At 47.8% G+C, this 16,796-nt stretch carries 13 protein-coding genes and 1 pseudogene; 6 read left to right on the top strand and 8 right to left on the bottom strand.

Annotated elements, in window-relative coordinates; genetic code table 11:
• The first annotated feature begins 285 nt into the window (after window positions 1-285).
• Window positions 286-3,003: an HTH-type transcriptional regulator MalT gene (gene malT / locus P4S53_RS00800; RefSeq protein ID WP_337110932.1), complete on the top strand. Its 2,718-nt coding sequence runs from the start codon at window positions 286-288 to the stop codon at window positions 3,001-3,003.
• A gap of 69 nt (window positions 3,004-3,072) precedes the next feature.
• On the opposite strand, the gene P4S53_RS00795 is transcribed toward malT, so the two are convergent.
• The gene (locus P4S53_RS00795) at window positions 3,073-3,609 is read right to left on the bottom strand and encodes a cysteine hydrolase family protein (protein WP_337110931.1); all 537 of its coding nucleotides are present in this window, start codon (window positions 3,607-3,609) and stop codon (window positions 3,073-3,075) included.
• Between the two features lie 228 nt (window positions 3,610-3,837).
• Between P4S53_RS00795 and P4S53_RS00790 the strand changes: the two genes are divergently transcribed.
• Window positions 3,838-4,167, top strand: a complete 330-nt coding sequence (locus P4S53_RS00790; RefSeq protein ID WP_337110930.1) for a DOPA 4,5-dioxygenase family protein — start codon at window positions 3,838-3,840, stop codon at window positions 4,165-4,167.
• On the opposite strand, the gene P4S53_RS00785 is transcribed toward P4S53_RS00790, so the two are convergent.
• Entirely contained in the window at window positions 4,151-5,035 is an 885-nt protein-coding gene (locus P4S53_RS00785) for an aspartoacylase (protein ID WP_337110929.1), read from the bottom strand. The two genes, P4S53_RS00790 and P4S53_RS00785, sit on opposite strands and share 17 nt — an antisense overlap.
• Before the next feature lie 116 nt (window positions 5,036-5,151).
• Window positions 5,152-5,565, bottom strand: a complete 414-nt coding sequence (gene arfB, locus P4S53_RS00780) for an alternative ribosome rescue aminoacyl-tRNA hydrolase ArfB (protein ID WP_337110928.1) — start codon at window positions 5,563-5,565, stop codon at window positions 5,152-5,154.
• A gap of 202 nt (window positions 5,566-5,767) precedes the next feature.
• Between arfB and P4S53_RS00775 the strand changes: the two genes are divergently transcribed.
• Window positions 5,768-6,100, top strand: coding sequence for a DUF3392 domain-containing protein (locus P4S53_RS00775; protein ID WP_337110927.1), 333 nt, complete (start codon window positions 5,768-5,770; stop codon window positions 6,098-6,100).
• Between the two features lie 42 nt (window positions 6,101-6,142).
• On the opposite strand, the gene P4S53_RS00770 is transcribed toward P4S53_RS00775, so the two are convergent.
• The 3 genes from P4S53_RS00770 to fabG all read right to left on the bottom strand — a co-directional run bounded on the left by P4S53_RS00770 (window position 6,143) and on the right by fabG (window position 8,431).
• A complete protein-coding gene (locus P4S53_RS00770; protein WP_337110926.1) occupies window positions 6,143-7,078 on the bottom strand; it encodes a DUF4382 domain-containing protein in 936 nt (311 codons plus the stop codon).
• 155 nt (window positions 7,079-7,233) lie between these two features.
• Window positions 7,234-7,473 (bottom strand): hypothetical protein, encoded by a 240-nt coding sequence (locus P4S53_RS00765; protein WP_155804819.1) that lies wholly within the window; start codon window positions 7,471-7,473, stop codon window positions 7,234-7,236.
• A 223-nt stretch (window positions 7,474-7,696) separates the two neighbouring features.
• Window positions 7,697-8,431: a 3-oxoacyl-ACP reductase FabG gene (gene fabG, locus P4S53_RS00760; RefSeq protein WP_337110925.1), complete on the bottom strand. Its 735-nt coding sequence runs from the start codon at window positions 8,429-8,431 to the stop codon at window positions 7,697-7,699.
• A gap of 397 nt (window positions 8,432-8,828) precedes the next feature.
• Here fabG and P4S53_RS00755 point away from each other — a divergent pair.
• Window positions 8,829-9,783, top strand: a pseudogene (locus P4S53_RS00755) (LysR family transcriptional regulator).
• 99 nt (window positions 9,784-9,882) lie between these two features.
• Here P4S53_RS00755 and P4S53_RS00750 read toward each other — a convergent pair.
• On the bottom strand, window positions 9,883-11,772 hold the full coding sequence (locus tag P4S53_RS00750; protein ID WP_337110924.1) for a DEAD/DEAH box helicase: 1,890 nt from the start codon (window positions 11,770-11,772) through the stop codon (window positions 9,883-9,885).
• A gap of 214 nt (window positions 11,773-11,986) precedes the next feature.
• Window positions 11,987-13,675 (bottom strand): sensor domain-containing diguanylate cyclase, encoded by a 1,689-nt coding sequence (locus P4S53_RS00745; RefSeq protein ID WP_337110923.1) that lies wholly within the window; start codon window positions 13,673-13,675, stop codon window positions 11,987-11,989.
• A gap of 411 nt (window positions 13,676-14,086) precedes the next feature.
• Between P4S53_RS00745 and P4S53_RS00740 the strand changes: the two genes are divergently transcribed.
• Window positions 14,087-16,096, top strand: coding sequence for an exoribonuclease II (locus tag P4S53_RS00740; protein ID WP_337110922.1), 2,010 nt, complete (start codon window positions 14,087-14,089; stop codon window positions 16,094-16,096).
• 81 nt (window positions 16,097-16,177) lie between these two features.
• Window positions 16,178-16,723, top strand: coding sequence for a DUF1415 domain-containing protein (locus P4S53_RS00735; protein WP_337110921.1), 546 nt, complete (start codon window positions 16,178-16,180; stop codon window positions 16,721-16,723).
• Window positions 16,724-16,796: the final 73 nt, after the last annotated feature.

The following is a 16,796-nucleotide window of genomic DNA, read 5'->3' as shown; positions in this document are numbered from 1 at the left end:
TGGAGGGAGGAGCTCGAGGGCGTAGTGATCCGCTCGCGAGAATTGTGTGACAAGCCGCTGACTTTTGGGGAGATCCCCCACTGCGGTTCTGATGTTTATCACAAATATCGCTGGCAATGCGCTTGTACAGGGAAGTGATAAAAATAACGGTACTTGTTACGAAAGTGTGACCAACCCCTGATTTCCGGGGATGAGAGGTATAACAACTGATGATTTAGTGAGTAACTCGGGTAATGATAAATACGCCTGCACAATCATTCATGACGATAAAGATTAATCATAATTATGTGGATACCTTCAAAGCTTACCCGTCCCGGACGGTTGCACAATGCGATTATGCGTCCCAGGTTGCTGGACCTGCTGCATCAGGCCCCCTCATATCGCCTGGTGCTTTTCCGCTCTCCGGCGGGCTATGGCAAAACCACCATGGCTTCTCAATGGCTGAATGAACATCCGCATACGGGTTGGGTTAACCTTGATGACAGTGATAATGACACCTTTCGTTTCGCGAATTACCTGCTACAAGCCCTCAATAAGGCCACAAAAGATGCCTGTCTGAAGACCAGGGCGATGGCTGAGCGCCGCCAATTCGCCTGCCTCAGTACCCTGTTCAGCGAGTTGTTTGCCGAGCTGCAGGATTACCCGCACCAGACCTATCTAGTGCTGGATGACTATCATGTCATCAACAACGAAGACATCCACGACGGCATGCGTTTCTTCCTGAAAAACATGCCGGATGAACTGACTCTGGTGGTCACCAGCCGCAGCCTGCCACCATTGGGAACAGCAAACCTGAGAGTCAGAGATCTGCTGATCGAAGTCGACCATGAATGGTTAGCTTTTGATGAAGAGGAAACAACACGATTTTTCAGTAAACGTGTCGCCAATGAGATCGAAACCAGTGCACTCAGCAGCCTTCGTGCTCAGGTAGAAGGCTGGCCTTCCGCCTTGCAGCTCATCGCCCTTCATGCACAGCAAAGACCGAACCATCTGATTGAATCAGCGCTGTCTCTGGCCAACTTTAACCGCAGCCACCTTTGGGACTATCTGGCCGAAGAGGTTTTCGATTTACTCGATGAAGACACAAGAGCCTTCCTGCTGCAATGCTCGGTACTGGATATGTTTAACGCCGAGCTGGTGATTGACTTAACCGGACGCAGCGATGCACTGGTGAAGCTGGAGTACCTGAACCGCTACGGACTCTTTATCACCCCGCTGGAAGGAGCGGATAACTGGTACCGGTTCCATCACTTATTTGCAGAATTTCTGCGCCACAAGCGCCACTCGCACATTCCAGAACAGCGGAAGGATCTCCATAACAAAGCGGCCAGGGCCTGGCTGAATCAAAGCAGTCCGCAGCAAGCACTTTACCACGTGCGAAAAAGCAACAACCAGACAATGATGGTATCTATTCTCAGCGATCATGGCTGGAGTATGTTTCACCACGGTGAACTCAAACTGCTGGAAGAGTGCATCGCAACGTTAGATCGCGACATGCTTTTTAGCTGCCCGCGCCTGATCCTGCTCCGGCTCTGGCTGGTTCAAAGCCAGCACAGGTATAACGAAGTGAGTGATCTGATTGCTGAATCTGAAGCTGAAATGCAAAGTAATCACATCAGTTTTAATGATGCACTTCAGGGCGAGTTTAATGCGCTGCGTGCGCAGGTAGCGATTAATCAAGGCAAACCGGAAGAAGCCCTGTTGCTCTCTGAGCAGTCGCTGGGACAATTGCCGGCCAACACCTATCGCAGCCGCATCGTCGCCACCTCTGTGGTCGGCGAAGTGCATCACTGTCTCGGCAATCTGAGCCGTGCGCTGCCGATGATGCAGCAAACTGAAAAGATGGCGCGTCAATACCATGTCTATCATCAGGCACTGTGGGCCTTATTACAGCAAAGTGAAATCCTGCTGGCGCAGGGATCCGTCCAGCCCGCCTTTGAACTGCTGGAACAAGGATTCAAATTAGTCCGTGAGCAGCAGTTACAGCAAGTTCCTATGCATGAATTTCTGCTGCGCCTGAAATCGCAGATACTCTGGTGCTGGAACCGGCTTGATGAAGCCGAAGAAGCCGCATTGAAAAGCCTGGATGTGCTGGCCCCCTATGATGACACGAAATCCCTGCAGGCCTACTCTATGCTGGCCCGGATTGCGATCACCCGGGGTGAACAGGACAAAGCCGCGCGTTATCTGCAACGCTGCAACGATTTGATGGACACTGCAGATTTCCACATCGACTGGCGGGCGAATACCGATGTCGCGAATCTGCTTTACTGGCAACGAACCAAAGAGCTGGAGAGTGTCCGTCACTGGTTGTCGCAAGCAGAGCAGCCTGAAGGCGCCTGCAACCATTTCCAGCAGCAACAATGGCGCAATCTGGCGATGGCGCACCTGATGCTGGGTCAGATTGACCAGGCCCAGCATATTCTCAGTATGCTGCTGGACAGTTGCGACAAGCATCATCTGGTCACGGACAGAAACCGGAACCTGATCCTCCAGGCTGTGATCAGGAAAAAAGCCGGGGATCGCAAAGCCGCGTTAACCCATCTTGCTGAAGCACTGCGACTGACCAACAGCACTGGCATGGTCGGCAACTTCCTGATTGTAGCCGAAGAAATTCAGGACTTACTGCAAGAACTGATCGATGAAAAATTATTAAACGAGTTGTCGCAACACAGAGCGCGTCAATTGCTGCGTGAAATGAACAGTAAAGAGCGCCACCGGCTGGTCCATTTTGATGAAGCCTTTGTTGAAAAACTGCTCAATTTACCTGATTTGCCCGAGCTGATCAGAACCAGCCCGCTGACACAAAGGGAATGGCAAGTGCTGGGATTAATTTATACCGGTTACAGCAACGAACAAATTGCGTCTGAACTGGATGTCGCTGCCACGACGATAAAAACCCATATCCGTAATTTGTATCAGAAACTCAACATCGCCAATCGTAGTGAAGCCATTGAAACCGCTCAGGAACTGCTTAGCCTGATGGGTTATCAGGCCTCTTGATGAGCCGGGACCAAATATAGGGGGAGACTCTCCTCCCCTTCACTCATCCCCGGCACTTTCAACAGTTACTCAGCGTTCGATCAGCTCAGCGGTGGTGACTGCCTGAATCTTGGTCGGGAAACTCTGTGCTGCCGACAACACAAAGGTATGATGCTGCCGGATCAATTCTCCAGTTGCATACGGCTTGTCATGGGTTGTATGCGCATCTGACACTAATTCAATCTCATAACCCATAACCGCCGCACGCCGTGTGGTGGTATCCACACAAAAATCCGTCGCATAGCCACAGACGATAAGCTGTTCGATCTCAAGACGATCCAGAGTGGCTTTCAGTCGGGTGTCATGGAAGGCGTCCGGCGTCGTTTTACGGACAAAAACATCGCCTTCTGCGGTGATCAAATCAGTATGCAACTGCCAGCCCTCGGTCTGATAGGCTATCTCTGTATCAGGCGCTTCATGCTGAACAAAAATCACAGGCAAGGCTTTGTCTCTGGCCCATGTGGTGAGCTGGTTAATCCGAGCCACCACGGCATCTGCTTCAAATGGCTGAGGTTGCGGTTCAAAGCAGATACGCTGTACGTCGATCACCAGAACGGCTGTTTTCATCGTGTGTCCTTACATGATTGTGTGGCAGAAAACTGACCGAAATAATCAGTCAGCAAATGCACAATATGCAGTGAAACCCATAAATTAACAATCCTGGTATCACGATGATTGTTCAGGCTAGTTCAACTTTTTCGAACGATCTATTCATTCTGGCACTCTGGTGCTGTGCCATGGTCAAGGTAAGATGAAGGCACTTGAAAGGTATTTACTGCGAGAGAGGGAGTCCTTATGTTTCATGCTCACGTCTATTTTGATTTACCGCAATTGGAGTTAGCGGAGCAGGTGCGCCAGCGCATTATCGCAGAAAGAAAAGCCGATATTCTGGCGATTTACCCGCTGGTGCCACGCTTGGTAGGCCCGCACGACAAGCCGATGTTTGAAATGCATTTTGCCGATAATCAGACAGGATTGATTGAGTGGCTGGATCAGCACAGAGAAGGTCTGTCTGTACTGATCCACCCGGTATCCGCGAATGAGCTCAATGATCACACGATTCATGCTCGCTGGCTGGGTAAACAATTACCCGTACACACCGCGATTTTTACAGCTCGACGGTGATCTTTTCCGCCAGCGACATGGCCAGATTATTGTCATAGTACGCGGCTTCATTGATGAAATGCGGGTAAGCTTCATAATCGCCGTCCCAGCAAATCTCACTGCCGTCAAACAGGGTAAAGATAGGATCGCCGCGATGCAGGAGTTTGAAATCGTTATCCTGTACATGTTTATGCACCATGCCGATTCGCTCACCCTGCGCGTTTTCCGGCAGTTTTAAGGTTTCAGTGTAACGGAATGCTTCATAGGTCGGCGGCAGTTCCGGCAACTGGCCTTTGTTATACAAATCGACATAATCCAGGATATGACCCGTCATTGTCTCCATCCAATCCAGCACATCCTGGCGAATCACAGATTGCGGCTGAGGGCCAATCTCCACAATCACGCCCTGCTGGGCAATCGAGCAAACGAACTTATGATCAGCCAGCGGAATTTGATCTTCAAAGACCACCACAGCTTCAGGCATGTGCGCTTTCACATACGCGCCCATTCGGATATTGAAGTCATCCGATTGCAGCACAATTAACGTTGGCCCCATGTTGCTGGTTGTATTGTGTAAATCAATGATGAAATCTGTTTTGGCATCCCCTTTTGGCCCCAAAACTGCATTCATGACCTTCGCCCTGCTTTGCTCATAGTTTGCCAGCTCAGGGTTGGCCAGATCGTCCACCGCAAACTGGCGGTTCAGATCGCTGTCAACATAGCGTTTATTCTCTTCATGCGCTTTGGGATTAGCAAACAGAGTCTGCGTCGTGAAGCTCTCTCGGGTAATACGCCTGGCATCTTGCTGCCATTTGCGCAGCAGGTAAATACCGCTGAATTCGTTCCCATGAGTGCCGCCCACAACTGCTACAGAATTAATGCTTTTCATCCTTATCATCACCACTCGGATTATCAGAAAACTTGAAGAGAATCTCAGTATGCCAGCCTTCTTCGCGGCAAACAAACGAATAAACAGGCGGATTTAAAGCAAAAGTATTCAAGCGTTTAATCCGTTACCTTGCCTCTCATCGATTTGATCTGTCCGCGCTGGGTTTTCTTATCGACCCGACGCCGCTGGGAGGATTTGGTCGGCTTTGTGGGCTGACGTTTTTTCTCTTGCTTTGTTGCCGACTGAATCAGGGCCTGCAACCTTTGCAGCGCATCTTCTTTATTCTGCTCCTGCGTCCTGAACTGCTGAGCTTTGATGATAATGACACCCTCTTTGGTTATTCGCTGATCAGAGAGCTGCAACAGTTTTTCTTTATAAAAATCGGGCAAACTGGAGCGCTTAATATCAAAACGCAGGTGTATGGCACTGGAGACTTTATTGACATTCTGCCCGCCCGCTCCCTGAGCGCGAATGGCAGTAATTTCTATTTCCCAGTCTGCTATCTGTACTGTGTTCGATATATGCAACATAACTACTTAATCGTTTGGACTTCCCTACGGGTATTATCTGAGTCTGAAGACTGAAATACCAGCGAAAAGCCAAATAAGCCAGCGTGATAACCCTTTCAATATGTGATCTGCTCTACATCTCGCCTGCGTGGGGATTCATGGTATCCCTAAGTGATCGTATCCTGTCGTCATCAAAAATCATTATGTTTTACAACAGTCGGTTATGAATATTCTTCTCGGGTATATCGCAGAGTCTGGCCAGTTTTTACGTCCTTGGATCAGCGACATCGCAATGGCCATGATGGCATGCCTGCTTGTAGTATTTGGCTCAGATATCAATATGATCCTGCGGCGCTATCTGTCGGGAACGAACTTTATCCTGCGCACCTGTGCCTTCATTTTTGTCAATGCATTCGGCTATGGCTTTATGATCATTGCTGCCGCACCCTGGTTAGCCAGGCAACTGAGCGGGATGAGTAATGTGTGGCTGTTTACCGTCATACTGGGAACTTTCATCTTTCTTGGCAGTTGGGCGCAAAGGAATAATCAGGTGTAAAAAAACCGCCTTCATGAAGGCGGTTTTTTTTGAATGAGCTGATTAAAAATTCACTGTCAAACCATCAGTGCCAAGTATTTGGTCCAGCAGTGTGGTATCAATAATCAGGGTATCACCGGCTTGCTCCGGGTCATCTTCATTACCGTTACAAGCCAGGTTCAGGTCATAAGTATCTAATGGCAAGTAACCAATCTCATACTGACCCGTGACAGGATCAACAGCTGCCGATGCCAGAGCTTCATTTTCAGAACCTAAATCACCGAACTGTCCGCCATTGGCGAGTGAATACACATAGACAAATGCATCAGACAAGTCGCCACTACACAGCGATGCGTCAACCGTGCCGCCAATGGCAGCGACTGCTGTATTATCAACCACACGGACACCACGAGGTTTCAGCTGGTAGCCGTTGGCATTCAGTACCATACTTTTGCGTAAATCAAATTCTATGGTGTAAGCCTGAGTTGAATCAGCCTCGACAGTAAAGCCATCAAGTTTCAGTTCACCGCTCGGCACGCGAATACCTTCCACAGCATCTGTGTCAGTCACAACATGTGAATAGGGTGTGCCGTCAGAATACGAACCATTTTCCAGCACAGAAAGGCGCATCTGTGTGTATTGACCGGCAAGTAATACTTCATCGCTCAGCACCTGAAGGGCATTTGAACCTTGATAATCCAGCAAGTCAATCACCATAAACTCAGGGTTTCCGTTCGCATCTTCTGGAATAGAGAGTCCATCGGGCACGCACGATGCTGAACTTTGATCCGCGGCAAAAGACGTTGTTCCCCAAGACGCTTCGCTGCCACCTGTGTGATGAACCGTAATATTGTCAAATGCCACGCAGACTTGCTTTAAACCATCAACCGGGGCGTCAGACATGGCCAGGGAAACTTTTCCCGTCGACTGGTCATCGGAATCTGAACCACAAGCTGCCAATAGCATACTGACCGCACCAGCCAAGATTAGTTTTTTCATTACACTGCTCCACTCGCTTTTTGAGCAAGCTTAACGAGTTATTGCAGTCAAAGCAGTACCAGCTACGAAAGTTAACAGCAAGATGACAATGGCGAGCAGAGAAATACCCTCAGAGCATAACGCGATAAAAAACAAGCTTCTTGTTTGTTACGGGATCAGTCCATCCGTATGCAGCCATGCTGCACAGAACGAGGATTTTCAAGGCGATGAAGACAGGAACCTACTGATTGCAGATCCTGATACTGATATTTAACGACCATCGCGGCTGCCAGAAGCAAGCCAATCAGCGAGAGACGAGTCAGCCACAGCCATTGCTTATGCAATGCCATTGCAAGCGTGAACAAACACCCTACAACGATAAGCAGCAAACTTGGTGCAATATAACCAAAAAGCACACACTCACCTCAAAAATATGCCAACGACCGGAATAATACGGTGTTATACGGAATATTTAAAGATGATTTATACACATTTACATTCACTCAGAGTGGCATAATTATTAGGACAAAAGACCAGAAATACATCCTTGGACTGAGATCTCACTTGAAAGACTTAAAAACAAAAAAGCCTCGATTTCTCAAGGCTTCTGTGAACAAAGCAACGGCAGAATCCTGAGCATTAAATGACAAGACCACCATCAATCTTCAGCGTCTGCCCGGTGATAAACGCTGAATTATCACTGGCTAAAAACAACGCACCGTTTGCAATATCTTCTGGCTTACCCATACGCTGCAATGGCGTTTTCGACTTCATATACTCCAGAATTTTTTCAGGCAGGTTAACAGTCAGCGGCGTTTCCACAAAACCAGGGGCGATACAGTTTGCTCGCACCTGAGCCCCTTTTCGTGAAAATTCCTTAGCCCAGCCCTTAGTCATCGCAATCACGCCGCCTTTCGTGGCGGCATAGTTGCTTTGTCCGATATTACCATCGGTACCTACCACAGATGACATGGTAATGATTGATCCTGCGCCGGACGCCATCATGACAGGTGCAACGGCCTGCGTCATGTTGAACACCCCTTTCAGGTTCACGTCCAATACCATATCCCACTCATTTTCAGTCATTTTCTCAATCAGGTTATCTCTGGTGATCCCCGCATTATTTACCAGTACATCTACACGGCCATAATCTTTTACAATGTTGCCAACAAAGCGACTTACCGACTCCCGGTCACAGACATTCAGCTCAATGGCTTTTACATTTTTGTAAGTTTTCTCCAGTTCAGCCATTGCTGCTGCATTCATATCGCAGGCATAGACCATTTCAGCCTGCTGGTTGGCAAAGGTCTCGACAATACAACGGCCTATACCTTGTGCGCCTCCCGTAACGATGCAAACTTTATTGTTCAACATACATAATTCCCTCTTAGTTCAAAAAACTGAAGCGAAAATCGAATCCAGTGCGGGCACACTGCTTCACCGCTCACTTCCATCATGTTGATTTTAGATGAAACAAATCAAAAGATTACCCTCAATGCTGCAATTCACCTTTGCGACCACTCTAATGAATCGATTAATCAATTCGCCCTGCTGAATACCGCAGCGATAATCATCAACTTTATCAAGACAGTTTGTTACCAATATGACATTAAATTACACACATCGCATTTTTCCTCTGAGCATCCTGTACTATTTCATATAAAACAGTGAATTAGTCGTTTTCATTCCCTCGTCATGAACTCTTCACTGGTAATGAAGACGGCATTTGCTATAAATGTATCAGGGAAGTGCGCAAGGATCAGATGCAGACATGCTTGATAAAGTAGTTTTTTTCTACACGTAGTGCGACATGGCTCGTTAAGTGAAGCTGCAAAGCAATACGGGATTTCTGCGTCTGCAGGCAGCCGCTGGCTCAATGAGCTGGAAGAAAGCATGGGTGTTAGTCTGCTGAAAAGAACGACACGAAAAATTTCACCGACCCAGGCAGGACAACGTTTATACGACAGATTCAACCTGATAAACGCTGAAATCAATGACGTCTTCAATGAAGTACAAAATCTGAGTCATGAAGATAAAGGTCAGATACGCATCGCCAGCACGCCTCTGTTTGCTAAGCATTACCTTAGCCAGATTATTGGTGAATATGTCCAGCTCCATCCGTCTATTAATTTTGTTGTTCTTGAAACAGCGTTTGAAGTCGATCATGTTCATGAAGTTGACTTCGCTATCCGTGCAAACGCAACCTTCAGAGGTTTTCAGGATAAAGACAGTTTGCTGGTAAAGCGATCACTCATCCGTGAACCATTGATCGCCTGCTGTTCACCAAAATATATTGCACAGTACGGTGAGCCGCGCCTCCCCGAGCAGTTAAAGCAGCATTTTTGTCTTTATGCTACGACACTGGTCGGAGGCAATAAATGGATATTTGAGCAAAATGGAGAATACAACTCAGTAGAAATAGCCCAAACCGTTGAAGCTGACGACAGTGAAATACTGAAGAATATTGCGCTTGCCGGAGGGGGATTGCTTATCTGCCTTACAGTCTTGTCAGTGAAGAATTAAATAACGGCCAACTTCAAGCTGTTCTCAAAAATTATGTCAGCAGCCAGTTTGAACTGAATCTTTACTTTAAACCCCGTAAATATATGCCTGTACGTTGTGTCAATTTTAAAGACTATTTAATTGGGCGCGTTGAGGAAATGGACAAAATAAATAAAAAATCTCTGGGATTGCCCGACCCAGTTAAAATACGGGTAACAATCTAAATCTGCCATAGATCTTTTGTCATCGTGTTTTCGGTAAATTTCAGGCATAAAAAAACCGGGGAAACCCCGGTTTTTCTTTCATGACATTTCAGTCAGAAATTATTCAGCGCTTGGCTTACTGCGTTCCTGACGCGGAGCGTGGTTACGCTCGCCACGGAAGCTGCCACGATGGTCGCCACCACGGTTGCGGTCAAAACGGCGCTCGCCTTCACGACGGCCACGGTTTCCATCACGTCCACCGCGCGGTGCACCATCACGTGGAGCGCCATCACGGCCGCCACGACGGTGTTCACGAAGAACGTTGTCTTCAACAACCACGGCTTTCACATCATTCTGACGAATACGCAGTTTCTTCAGTTGAGCGATGATTTCCGGGGTCATCTTCTTCGGTAACTGAACATAAGTATGCTCAGGAGCCAGTTTGATAGCACCGATATAGTCTTTGCTCAGACCCAGCTCGTTCGCGATAGCACCAACGATGTCTTTCACCTGAACACCTTGCTCACGGCCAACTTGCAACTGGTAAGTATCCCAATCAGCATTGTTGGACTGACGGCGCTCACGACGCTCGCCTCGTTCACTGCGCTCGCCACGCTCACCGCGTTCCGGGCGGTCACCACGACGATCACGACGCTGCTTCTCACGCTCGATCGCAGCAATCATAGGGTCCGGACCTTTGTAGAACAGAGGACGATTACCTTGCTGACGTTTCAGCAGAATGGCTGCCAAAGTGGTTGCATCAACATCCACTGAGCCTTGCAGTTTCTCAACCAGCTCAACAAATGCTTCCAGGCTGGCGCTTTCTTTCTGCTCTTCCAGCTCTTTACCCAGACGATCCAAACGCGCCAGAGCCACGTCATCACGCATAGGAAGCTGAATCTCTTCCATACGCGATTTGGTTACACGCTCAATGGTACGCAGCATGCGGATCTGGTTTGTACGAACCAGAAGAATCGCTTTACCTTTACGTCCAGCACGGCCAGTACGACCGATACGGTGGATATAAGATTCAACATCGAACGGGATATCATAGTTAAATACATGCGTAATACGTGGTACATCAAGGCCACGTGCAACAACGTCTGTAGCAACCAGAATATCAATCACGCCACGTTTGATGTGATCAACCGTACGCTCACGCAGAGACTGAGGAATATCACCGTGAAGTGCAGCGGCTTTAAAGCCACGGGAAGACAGCCAATCAGCCAGTCGCTCAGTATCCTGACGGGTACGTACGAAGACGATTGATGCATCGGTTTCTTCCGTTTCCAGCATACGAATCATCGCTTCGTCTTTTTCTACGCCTTTTACGACCCAGAATTGCTGTTCTACTTTCGCTACGGTACGGTTTTCACCCGCAACATCAATGCGTGCAGGATCGCGTAGGAATCGGTCAACGATTTCCTTCACCATCGGTGGCATCGTTGCAGAGAAAAGGACGCGCTGTGCTGACTCTGGCGCTTGCTCCAGAATCCAGGTAACGTCGTCAACAAAACCCATTTTCAGCATTTCATCGGCTTCATCCAGAATGAAAGTATGAACTTCATCCAGGTGCAGGCGATCACGGCTGATCAGGTCTTTGACACGGCCAGGGGTACCAACAACAATGTGAGCACCAGTCTTAAGCACACGCATTTGATCGACGATAGACGCACCGCCGTAAATTTCTAATACTTTCAGACCCTGGATATTTTTACCCAGGTTCTTAATTTCAGCAGCAACCTGAATAGCCAGCTCACGCGTAGGCGCCATAACAATTGCCTGAGGCTTATGTTGCTTCAGGTTAATTTTGTTCAGCAGTGGCAGAGAGAATGCAGCTGTTTTACCTGTACCAGTCTGAGCTTGACCCAGCGCATCGGTACCGGTTAAAAGAAGTGGAATGGAAGCAGCCTGAATTGGAGTAGGTGCCACGAAGCCCATCGCATCAAGTGCGGATAAAAGAGTGTCGGCCAGTTCTAACTGGCGAAATTCTGTAACAGATTCTTGCATTGGGATCCCAATAGGTAATCGAACGTAAACGGGGCCCCTTTGCCTTTAACACGGTTCAGCAACTGTATCCACAAGCATGGGCCTCGACTAAGGCGCGCATTGTGCGCTATTCAAGTCGAAATTACCAGAAAAAATTGATTGCTGTCACAAATTATAACTTAAGCAATTATTTATTATTCAAACAGCTTGCGATATGTACACTCTGACAAGTTTTCTAGACATACTGATTCTCATCCCATTGAAAATATTGATTCCTGCCTCCTTGTTTTGCGAGATATAGCCCCTGATCAGCACCGGCTAACAGCACCTCTTCCTGAATATCTTCCGTCGGCACTCTGGAATACAGACCCATGCTGATACTGATAACCCCTTGACGCGTACCAGAATGCGGGATCTTTAACTGATTGACGGCCTCAAGCATTTCTTCAGCCAGCAGCCTGAGCGCCTCAGCATGCATTTCCGGTACAAGGCAGACAAACTCTTCGCCGCCATAACGGCTGAATACCGCTTTTTCATAGCGGTTCGCTATATTGTCTAATGTCACCGCGACCTGTTTAAGGCACACATCGCCTCTTTGGTGCCCATAGGTATCATTAAAAGACTTAAAATGATCCACATCCAGAATAATAATGCTCAGCGGTAACTTTCTGCGTTTAGCCACCTGCCAGTAGCGTTTCAACGTCAAATCAAAAAAGCGTCTGTTCGCCACGCCAGTCAGACCATCCTGCATGGACCAGGCTTCCAGCCGACGGTTCGCATCTTCTAATGCCTTATTGGTCTGCTGTAATTCCTGAGTACGCAAATGCACGCGCTGTTCAAGTTCAGCATTCAGCTTGGTCAATGCTTCATGACTTTGCTTAATCACGATTTGCTGGCCCAGCGCCGCGCCAAATAATTTCATGATTTCTTTCTGGTGATCAGTCAGGCTTCGCTGGCTGATCAGGTTATCTGCTGCAATCCAGCCAATACAGTTGTCACTGTTCCACATGGATATCATGGCATTCCAGCCTGTACCGACCTGCTGCGTACCATAATAAAGCGGCGCATTTTCCTTAACGACGACCACGTCTTTGCGACTGAGTGCTTCATGGACCAGCGGATGATCGGGAATATCGTTCACGAAAGTGCGGCGTGACACAACGTTACCCTGAGGATCAGTGCCATACGTCCCTTGCATGGTGTACTGCTGCATATCAGTCAGAAAGATAGCTAACCGGTCGATGCCCAGCTTTTTTCGGCCCAGCTCTATCGCGGTTCTGTACAAACAATCCAGATCGTTAGATTCTGCAAGTGCCAGCGTGACTTCATGTAACTGCTTTAATAGAGACAAATACTCTCTGAGCGAGTAGTTGCGAACTTCCAGTTCTGCCTCAACACTGCGCCGGCTGATATTATGCGTCAGTGCTTCTTCTCGCAGCATGTGTACGCTGATATCAGACGCGATCAATAACAGCACTCGCTCGAAGGCTTTCAGGTTGTCATCCAGTCGTTCTGGAATTGGCGTTTCTGCGTATAAATAGGCTACGACTTTTTCGTGCATAATGATCGGAAAAATCACTCGGCGCCAATCACCTGACTGATCTTTCCAGATGGCTTTGAACGGTGTCGCAGACTGTGCAGAAACGCTCTTACGGGACTGTTTGGATTCTAAAAGTAACTCTGACGGTACACCATTGTAATTCGATAAGGGTAAAGGATGCAGGTAGTACTTAAACTCTTCATTACCCATCCAGCTTGCTAGCACTTTCGATTGGCCTTCATGTTCAACAAGCAATGTCAGATAGGTTAAATCCAGCATATGATGCAGCGTTGAAAGCAAACGATGGCACCAACGCTCCATGTTTGCCTGACGGGCAAGCGTATCAACGAGTTTATCCAACTCATCGTTGAGTTTAAACGACATGCTTTTCCTTACGCGATTATCTGTCTTATCACTTCATCGTGGGTAGAACAGAGTACAAAATACTCCAGATTGAAAATAATAACGACCTCAGGTGCACACTTCGAAAATTGAAGGATAACTTTCTGCAACATTTGTGACCAATCATTAATATGAACAATTAATGTCCGTTATGCCGCCAGAAAAGCCCACCTGCCTATTGATACATATATCACTGTATATTAAGCCGTTCTGACATTTTTCCGGCAAATGATTGTTCGCATCCTGATCACCTGATTTTCTGCAAGATGAATCGCTTTATCAACAGCACTGACTGCCCTTCTTGGCACCGAAAGCCGGAAAAGTCGGATTACCCTTGGTTTTGAGCCTGTTAATACGTATAGTGTGACGGTTCATAATCCGGGACCAGGCATAATGTTTCAAGATAATCCGCTTTTAGCACAACTGAAAAAACAAATTCAAGAATCGCTTCCTAAGAAGGAAGGCCAAATCAAAGCCACTGACCGCGGTTTTGGTTTTCTGGAAGTCGATGGAAAAGAAAGTATCTTCATTCCACCTAACTATATGAAAAAGGTAATGCACGGCGATCGTGTTGTTGCTGTGATTCGTACAGAAAAAGAGCGTGAAGTTGCTGAGCCGCAAGAATTGGTTGAACAGTTCATGACTCGCTTTATCGGCCGCGTCAAGCTGTTCAAAGATCGCCTGAATGTTGTTCCGGATCATCCACAGCTGAAAGAAGCCATCAAAGCCCGCACAGTCAAGGGATTAAACCCTGAAACCCTGAAAGAAGGTGACTGGGCTGTCGCTCATCTGACTCGCCACCCCCTTGTTGGCGATAACAAGACTTTCTTCTGTGAAATCAAAGAAAAGATTACTGATAGCGAAGATAAAATTGCCCCTTGGTGGGTCACGCTGGCACGCCATGATCTTCCGAATGCTGAACCTGCGCCGCAAGCGAGCTGGAACATGCTGGACGAAGGCCTGACACGTGAAGACCTGACTGAGATTCCTTTCATTACGATTGATGGCGAATCAACCAAAGACATGGATGATGCCATTTATACCGTAGCGAAAGAAGATGGCAGCTTCGAGATCACCATAGCGATTGCCGATCCGACGTCTTACATCGAAGTTGGTAATGAGATGGATAAAGAAGCTCGCGAACGCGGCTTCACAATCTACCTGCCAGGCCGCAACATCCCCATGTTGCCGCGCGAATTGAGTGATGAGCTTTGTTCTCTGATGGAGAATGAAAAACGCCCTGCCCTATGTTGCCGTGTAACGGTTGATAAAAACGGTGTGATTGGCGACGACATTACTTTCTTTGCGGCATGGATCCGTTCGCAAGGCCGTTTAAGCTACGATGATGTCTCCGACTATCTGGAAAATGGCAGCTCAGCAAACTGGTCTCCTTCAGCAGTTATCAATGAGCAGGTACGAGCCCTGCAGGCTTTTGCCAATGCCCGTAGCGACTGGCGCAGCAAAAACGCCGTAGTGTTCCCGGATCGTCCGGACTACCGTTTCGAGTTGAGCGAAGACAACGATGTGATCGCGATCCATACCGATCCGCGTCGTACGGCGAACCGAATGATTGAAGAAGCCATGATCACCGCAAATATCTGTGCCGGTCGTATGCTTCAGGAAAAATTCGGCAAAGGTGTTTATAACACCCATGCTGGTTTCAATCCTGAAAAACTCGATACCGCCATGGACTTCCTGACCCATGCTGAAGCGCCATTCGAAAAAGAGCAGTTGCTGACACTGGAAGGCTTTAGCGCCCTTCGCCGTTGGCTGAACACGCTGGATACGACTTATCTGGATAACCGACTGCGCAAATTCCAGGCTTACAGTGAAGTGGGCAACACGCCTGCTCCGCATTTCGCAATGGGCCTGGATGTCTACGCAACCTGGACATCACCGATTCGTAAATATGGCGATATGATCAACCACCGGATGCTGAAAGCGGTCATTTCCGGCAATGCACCTGCGCAAACGCCAGATGACAATATTGGTGAGGAAATTGCCACACATCGCCGTAATCACCGCATGGCTGAACGTGATGTGGCTGACTGGCTGTATGTTCGCCTGCTCAAAGACGCCGTTCAGGAAGGTACCGTCTTTACCGCGGAAGTGTTCGACATCAACCGCGCCGGCATGCGTGTCCGCTTGCTTGAAAACGGAGCCTCGGCCTTTATTCCTGCGCCACTGATTCTGGACAACAAGCAACGCATCGAATGTAACGGTGATCTGGGTATCATTAATATTGATAAAGTGCGTGAGTTCCAGCTTGGTGATCACTTCGACATTGTTCTGACTGAAGTCCGTGAAACAACACGTCAATTGGTTGCCAAACCTGTGAAGCAATTCCCTGAAATAAACCCTCAGGAACCCGCAGAAAATCAGGCTGAAACCGAAAAAGCGTGATCATCTCAAAAACCAGGTTGGCACGCTCCAACCTGGTTTCACTCTCCAATCTGATTAGTCATACATACACTCTGGTATTCCATGTCGTATCTCCACAACGTTGAACAATGGCTTGATAATGTCGTCATTGGTTTAAATCTGTGCCCGTTCGCTGCAAAACCACGCAGAAAGGGACAAATTCGTATTGCAATTTATGAGACGGATTCTCTGGAAACACTGATGGAGAATATCTATCAGGAATTAATACGTTTAGATGAGACACCAGTGTGTGATCTTGATACAAGCCTTGTCGTATGCCCTAACGTTTTACAGGATTTTGACGAGTACAATCAGTTTCTTGATATGGTAGACGCCCTGATCAGACAGTGCGACCGGGATGGTATTTATCAAGTCGCCAGTTTTCACCCTGATTATTATTTTTACGGGACTCAACCAGATGATGCGGAAAACCTGACAAACCGTGCGCCATACCCCATCTTTCACCTGATCCGTGAAGATAGTATGGAAAAAGTACTGGCTCACTATCCTGATCCTGAAGGAATACCTGAGCGCAATATTGAAAAAATGAATGCATTATCTGAGAAAGACGTTCGTCGTCTTTTCCCGTTTTTATTTAGCAAACCCTAAATGATAACCAAGCAGGGCTTATTAATTCCATACATCTAACCTATGAATCAAAAAAACTCATTGGCCAACCTTA

Source organism: Photobacterium sp. Hal280 (genome assembly GCF_037162255.1).
In the GTDB taxonomy this organism is placed as follows: domain Bacteria; phylum Pseudomonadota; class Gammaproteobacteria; order Enterobacterales; family Vibrionaceae; genus Photobacterium.
Note: the sequence above shows the minus strand (reverse complement) of the source record. Positions and strands in the feature narration are given on the sequence as shown.

What these genes read in the sequence shown, in the direction of transcription:
- P4S53_RS00745 (WP_337110923.1), bottom strand. Translation starts at nt 13,675, where the DNA reads ATGTCGTTTAAACTCAACGATGAGTTGGATAAACTCGTTGATACGCTT.
- fabG (WP_337110925.1), bottom strand. Translation starts at nt 8,431, where the DNA reads ATGTTGAACAATAAAGTTTGCATCGTTACGGGAGGCGCACAAGGTATA.
- P4S53_RS00740 (WP_337110922.1), top strand. Translation starts at nt 14,087, where the DNA reads ATGTTTCAAGATAATCCGCTTTTAGCACAACTGAAAAAACAAATTCAA.
- P4S53_RS00770 (WP_337110926.1), bottom strand. Translation starts at nt 7,078, where the DNA reads ATGAAAAAACTAATCTTGGCTGGTGCGGTCAGTATGCTATTGGCAGCT.
- P4S53_RS00795 (WP_337110931.1), bottom strand. Translation starts at nt 3,609, where the DNA reads ATGAAAACAGCCGTTCTGGTGATCGACGTACAGCGTATCTGCTTTGAA.
- P4S53_RS00750 (WP_337110924.1), bottom strand. Translation starts at nt 11,772, where the DNA reads ATGCAAGAATCTGTTACAGAATTTCGCCAGTTAGAACTGGCCGACACT.
- malT (WP_337110932.1), top strand. Translation starts at nt 286, where the DNA reads ATGTGGATACCTTCAAAGCTTACCCGTCCCGGACGGTTGCACAATGCG.
- P4S53_RS00790 (WP_337110930.1), top strand. Translation starts at nt 3,838, where the DNA reads ATGTTTCATGCTCACGTCTATTTTGATTTACCGCAATTGGAGTTAGCG.
- P4S53_RS00785 (WP_337110929.1), bottom strand. Translation starts at nt 5,035, where the DNA reads ATGAAAAGCATTAATTCTGTAGCAGTTGTGGGCGGCACTCATGGGAAC.
- P4S53_RS00735 (WP_337110921.1), top strand. Translation starts at nt 16,178, where the DNA reads ATGTCGTATCTCCACAACGTTGAACAATGGCTTGATAATGTCGTCATT.
- P4S53_RS00775 (WP_337110927.1), top strand. Translation starts at nt 5,768, where the DNA reads ATGAATATTCTTCTCGGGTATATCGCAGAGTCTGGCCAGTTTTTACGT.
- arfB (WP_337110928.1), bottom strand. Translation starts at nt 5,565, where the DNA reads ATGTTGCATATATCGAACACAGTACAGATAGCAGACTGGGAAATAGAA.